The organism is Clostridium sp. Cult2 (genome assembly GCF_021655075.1).
Classification (GTDB): domain Bacteria; phylum Bacillota; class Clostridia; order Tissierellales; family Tepidimicrobiaceae; genus Schnuerera.
On the sequence record NZ_PPXX01000084.1, the window covers coordinates 1 to 4,218 of the forward strand.

General features: G+C 29.4%; 9 protein-coding genes. All 9 read right to left on the reverse strand.

From position 1 onward, the window contains the following. Positions 1 to 143: 143 nt before the first annotated feature. Positions 144 to 281: a Fic family protein gene (locus C3E90_RS13610; RefSeq protein WP_442870571.1), complete on the reverse strand. Its 138-nt coding sequence runs from the start codon at positions 279 to 281 to the stop codon at positions 144 to 146. A gap of 65 nt (positions 282 to 346) precedes the next feature. Next, positions 347 to 730 (reverse strand): HEPN domain-containing protein, encoded by a 384-nt coding sequence (locus C3E90_RS08710; protein ID WP_236915250.1) that lies wholly within the window; start codon positions 728 to 730, stop codon positions 347 to 349. Continuing rightward, positions 720 to 1,046, reverse strand: a complete 327-nt coding sequence (locus C3E90_RS08715; protein WP_236915251.1) for a nucleotidyltransferase domain-containing protein — start codon at positions 1,044 to 1,046, stop codon at positions 720 to 722. The genes C3E90_RS08710 and C3E90_RS08715 overlap by 11 nt, the downstream gene beginning before the upstream one ends. Before the next feature lie 325 nt (positions 1,047 to 1,371). Further along, positions 1,372 to 1,530, reverse strand: coding sequence for a YgiT-type zinc finger protein (locus C3E90_RS08720; protein WP_236915252.1), 159 nt, complete (start codon positions 1,528 to 1,530; stop codon positions 1,372 to 1,374). A gap of 30 nt (positions 1,531 to 1,560) precedes the next feature. Beyond that, complete coding sequence (locus tag C3E90_RS08725) at positions 1,561 to 1,695, reverse strand: DUF4258 domain-containing protein (RefSeq protein ID WP_236915253.1); 135 nt, start codon at positions 1,693 to 1,695, stop codon at positions 1,561 to 1,563. Positions 1,696 to 1,818: 123 nt separating this feature from the next. Continuing rightward, a complete protein-coding gene (locus C3E90_RS08730) occupies positions 1,819 to 2,772 on the reverse strand; it encodes a stalk domain-containing protein (protein ID WP_236915254.1) in 954 nt (317 codons plus the stop codon). 227 nt (positions 2,773 to 2,999) lie between these two features. Further along, positions 3,000 to 3,335, reverse strand: a complete 336-nt coding sequence (locus C3E90_RS08735) for a type II toxin-antitoxin system PemK/MazF family toxin (protein WP_236915255.1) — start codon at positions 3,333 to 3,335, stop codon at positions 3,000 to 3,002. Further along, a complete protein-coding gene (locus C3E90_RS08740) occupies positions 3,328 to 3,525 on the reverse strand; it encodes a hypothetical protein (protein WP_005583572.1) in 198 nt (65 codons plus the stop codon). The genes C3E90_RS08735 and C3E90_RS08740 overlap by 8 nt, the downstream gene beginning before the upstream one ends. A 488-nt stretch (positions 3,526 to 4,013) precedes the next feature. Continuing rightward, positions 4,014 to 4,218, reverse strand: a 205-nt coding sequence (locus C3E90_RS08745) for a type II toxin-antitoxin system VapC family toxin (RefSeq protein ID WP_236915256.1), incomplete at its 5' end; no start/stop codon positions are given.

Here is a 4,218-nt window from a genome sequence, read left to right on the forward strand (position 1 = left end):
GATATCTTGTATTTTTGCTTCTCATTCTGGCAACCTCCTGTTGATTATATTTTACTATAATCGTGTGTGATTGTCCAAAACGGTTAGGGGGCTAAATAGTTTATAACCTAATGAACCATCTGCTAAACCTAATCCAAACTCAATCAATTCTTCACCCTACACATAATTACAATACCATTAACTTCAAGGAAAACAAACATTGCCAAAAGTCCTATCCATTTATTACCATCAATAAATGGATGATTGTTAATAATACCTTCACTACCACTTATCGCTTGAATAAAAAACTATACATAAGAAATTGTTATGAATATTTTTTCGAAAAAATATTTACAATTTATATCTTCTATTTAACTTTGTTTAATATAAAACTTTGAATTTTTTCAGCACTTTCTATAGCTTTCCTTGCATCATCTTCTTCTAATTCAAAATGAAATGGATATCTAACATGCACTCCATAGTCAATTAATTCTATAGTATCATCCATTATTACCTGAAAATCTCCATCATATTCTATACAAACTTTATTAAGGAGCGTCAAATCGTTAGTTTTTATAAGCTCACCACCTTTAAAGGCAATGTAACCTTTGAGGTACTTTTCCGCGCTTTGCTGGCAATGATAGCATATTATTTCTAAAGGCTGTGGTTTCATTTGGAGAAGAAATTTTGCAGATTTTAAATCATTTTCTGCAAAATTAAACCACTCATTGGCAATATCCTTATTGTTCATAAATACTAACCCCTTCGTTTATAATCTTATATTCTATAGTGGAGCATAACCTTGCTCTCTTAGAAAATTCCTCCTTATCATAGACTAGGATATCTACAGGAACAGTTGCCACCTCTGATATTGATTTTCTAATTAATTTAATCAAATCCCTTTTTCTAATATGATTCTCATTGATAATAATACATAAATCAATATCACTGCCATCATCTGGTTCTCCATAGGCAAATGAACCAAAAAGGTATATTGCTTGTATTGGGGTAACTTCACTAATTCTATCTACTAAATTATTAATTTCATGTTTTATATCTAAGGTCATAAAACCACCTTCTTCCTATAAATTAGGTGTTCATGTAATAATTATATCCCAAATTATTACTTTTTTCAATTACACATAGCTTGTCCTACTTATGATACGGTTCACCTTATTGGTTCTATTCGCAAAATAAATAGAATGTATCTAGTGATAGATGTATAAGCCCTATTATAAACAAATAAGGTATTTAACACAATCTATGCCAAACACCTTATTAACTATCTTCTAATGATTTCATTTTTATAATTCACCAAAGTTTTTATTTGAAATATTCTCCACATACTTTTTCTATATCATTTATAGATACCATCTTTTTATTAAATTATTCTTAGGCTACCATTTCATTATAATTAATGATAAGAACTTCTGCTTTATTTTTCCTTAATTCTTCTACAACATTTTTTATAATAATTATGCCATCCCCTAAATCTATAATATGATTTACTATCCCTTTTTTCAATTTTCCTTTACATAAAGCACAATTCATATTACTACCTCTTTCTGGTCTTAAAATCTTCTAACCATTCAAGACACACTTTATAACATCTTTTACTTTGATTTCTCTTTGCTGCATTCTAGTTAGAACATGGCCACTCCACTGTATATTATCTTCTTGCACTGCTCTTCTTATATCATCTATATCAAAAAACATATTCCCCTCCTCAAATAGATGTTTTGAAAAATTCTATTATTCCTTTGGGATAATATATGTTTATTATACCTTATTCATAAAAGTTCGTTACATGTTGTGCATAATATAAAAAGTACATCTTAACTAAATTGTATACTTAAATTCTTCTGTAATACTAATGACTTTCCCGTCTTGTACCTTAATAAAATAAGGAATCGTTTGGTCTGATAAAGGAATATCATTTAAATTATGCACTCCAAGGTGCTTAAGAAATTCGTCTAGATTTGAAGTAGTATATCGTAAATTTCCTTCATCCTCTTTTACAAAAAAATAATTGATATCAGTAAATGTATATTCAACTTCATCTGCTAGCTGAAAGGTTTCTGTTTCTTTATTTTTATTAATGATTATATATCCGTTTGGCATATCATTTTCATTTAAGCCAAGTTCTTTTACTCTTTTTCGATTTTTCCATTCTACAATCTCAACCTCAGTGAAATAAACCATATTGCCTTTTATTGTTATATATCCTGCCAAAGGCTGTATTTCCTCCCAATCATAATAATACTTATCATATAATTCCTGGGAATTTGTTTTTGTTGTGATTTCAATATGATGAACACCATCAATTTTTTTATAGCCTACTTTTTCTCCAAAAGTCTCGCATATAAACCTAAGCGGCACATATACTTTTTCGTTGTAGGTAAATGGTACAGAATCTAATACAGGTTCCCCATCATGTAAATAATCTATATATCTTTCTTCCTCATTTACCAGTACTGTAGCCTTGTTTAATGTCATTTCAACTTCTGTCTTTTCGTCATTCATCCAAACTTTTTGTGAAGCCATTTCTTCTGAGTACCCTGGGTTATGCCCATTGTATCCTAAATACTTGGACATAAATCTTTGCGGTACAAAAGTTCTTCCACTTTTTAATAATAAGGGACTTCCGATTCGCGAGAAGTCTATAGTCTCACCATCGATAGTAATGATAAATTTTTGGTCATCTACCACTGGAATCTCAGAAGCATTAACTATTTGTACTGGTGATGATAATATAATTATAACTAAGATAACTAAAGCAAAATAACGTTTCATAATAAATCCTCCTTTACAATTGGGACATATAAAACTACTTACACGTATTATACCATTAAATAACAATTTACAATAGTCATACACAGGAGACCAAAGGTCTCCCCTACTGTATTGGGCCGGCATGGAAGCCGCCCACTACTTATGATACGGTTCACCGTATCGGCTTGACTCGCAAAACCTATTTGGTGGTAGATATACCTAACAAAAAATAACAGGAGAGTCTCCTGTTATTTTATTAGTTCATTAATTTTATTCTTTACCCTATTCATAACGTCATCATTAACTTCGCCAAATTTCTTAATAACAATATTTTGGGCTAAAGTATAAATCTTATCTACTCTTATACATGAATCAATTTTTAAATTCCCTTCCAACAAGTCACTATTCGTAATAAACACACTATAGTCCTTTGAGGTAAAATTTGAGGTAATAGCAGCCACTATTATATCATCTGTTTTAGAATTATATTCATCATTCGATAGTACAAGAACAGGTCTCTTTTTACTAGATGTCAAATCTGTAAAAGGTATTGGTATTAATAATATATCTCTTTGCTTATACATTGTTCCATACCTCATCATCTATGTCATTATCCCAAAAACCCATACTACTTTTACTTGCATCTTCTAACTCCTTAAACATATATCTCTCATTTTTCATTTTTAAATATCCTATAAAATCTATTACTTCATGTATTTGATTTTCTGGAATTTCGTCTATAAGTCTTAATAATATTTGTTTAGCAGTGTCCATTTAATCACTACCCTTCAAATAATGTAGTATATATTTATTATACCATATTATCTATTACATATAATATAAATGATGTGTCTTAACTTCAAATATAAATTTTAATGCCTCCCTTATTAAAAATACATAAATATTATGTAAATAGGAATAACTATAAGCATTAAACTAATACAACATGCAATTGTATATATTTGAGTATCTCGCCCCTCTTTAATAGCTTTTATTGCACCAATCAAACTAGTCACAAATATAATTGGAGTGAACCAAATCGTAAGATAACCAATAGCTAGTAAAAATCGCATTCTATCATCCCCCGTTTCACATAGTTCATATTGTTTTCATAACTTAATAAATACCTTTGTTAGACATTGCACATAGTCCTACTTATGATACGGTTCACCGTATCAATTCTACTAGCAAAATTTACTTGGTAATAAATATATAATAAAAAATAAAAACCAGTAGGTTTTCTAACATAATAAACCTGCTGGTCAATCCCCTACATTTTCTATAGCTATTGTTTCTATATTCTCTTGACTACATACACTTTTTAATTTAATATCATTTGTAATAAAGCAATCAACATTCATAGATATGCCTGTAGCTAAAATTATCGCATCTGGAGTTTTAATATTATAATTAGCCCTAAGCCTTGATGCTATATCTGCAATTTTATAATCCACATCAATAATTGAG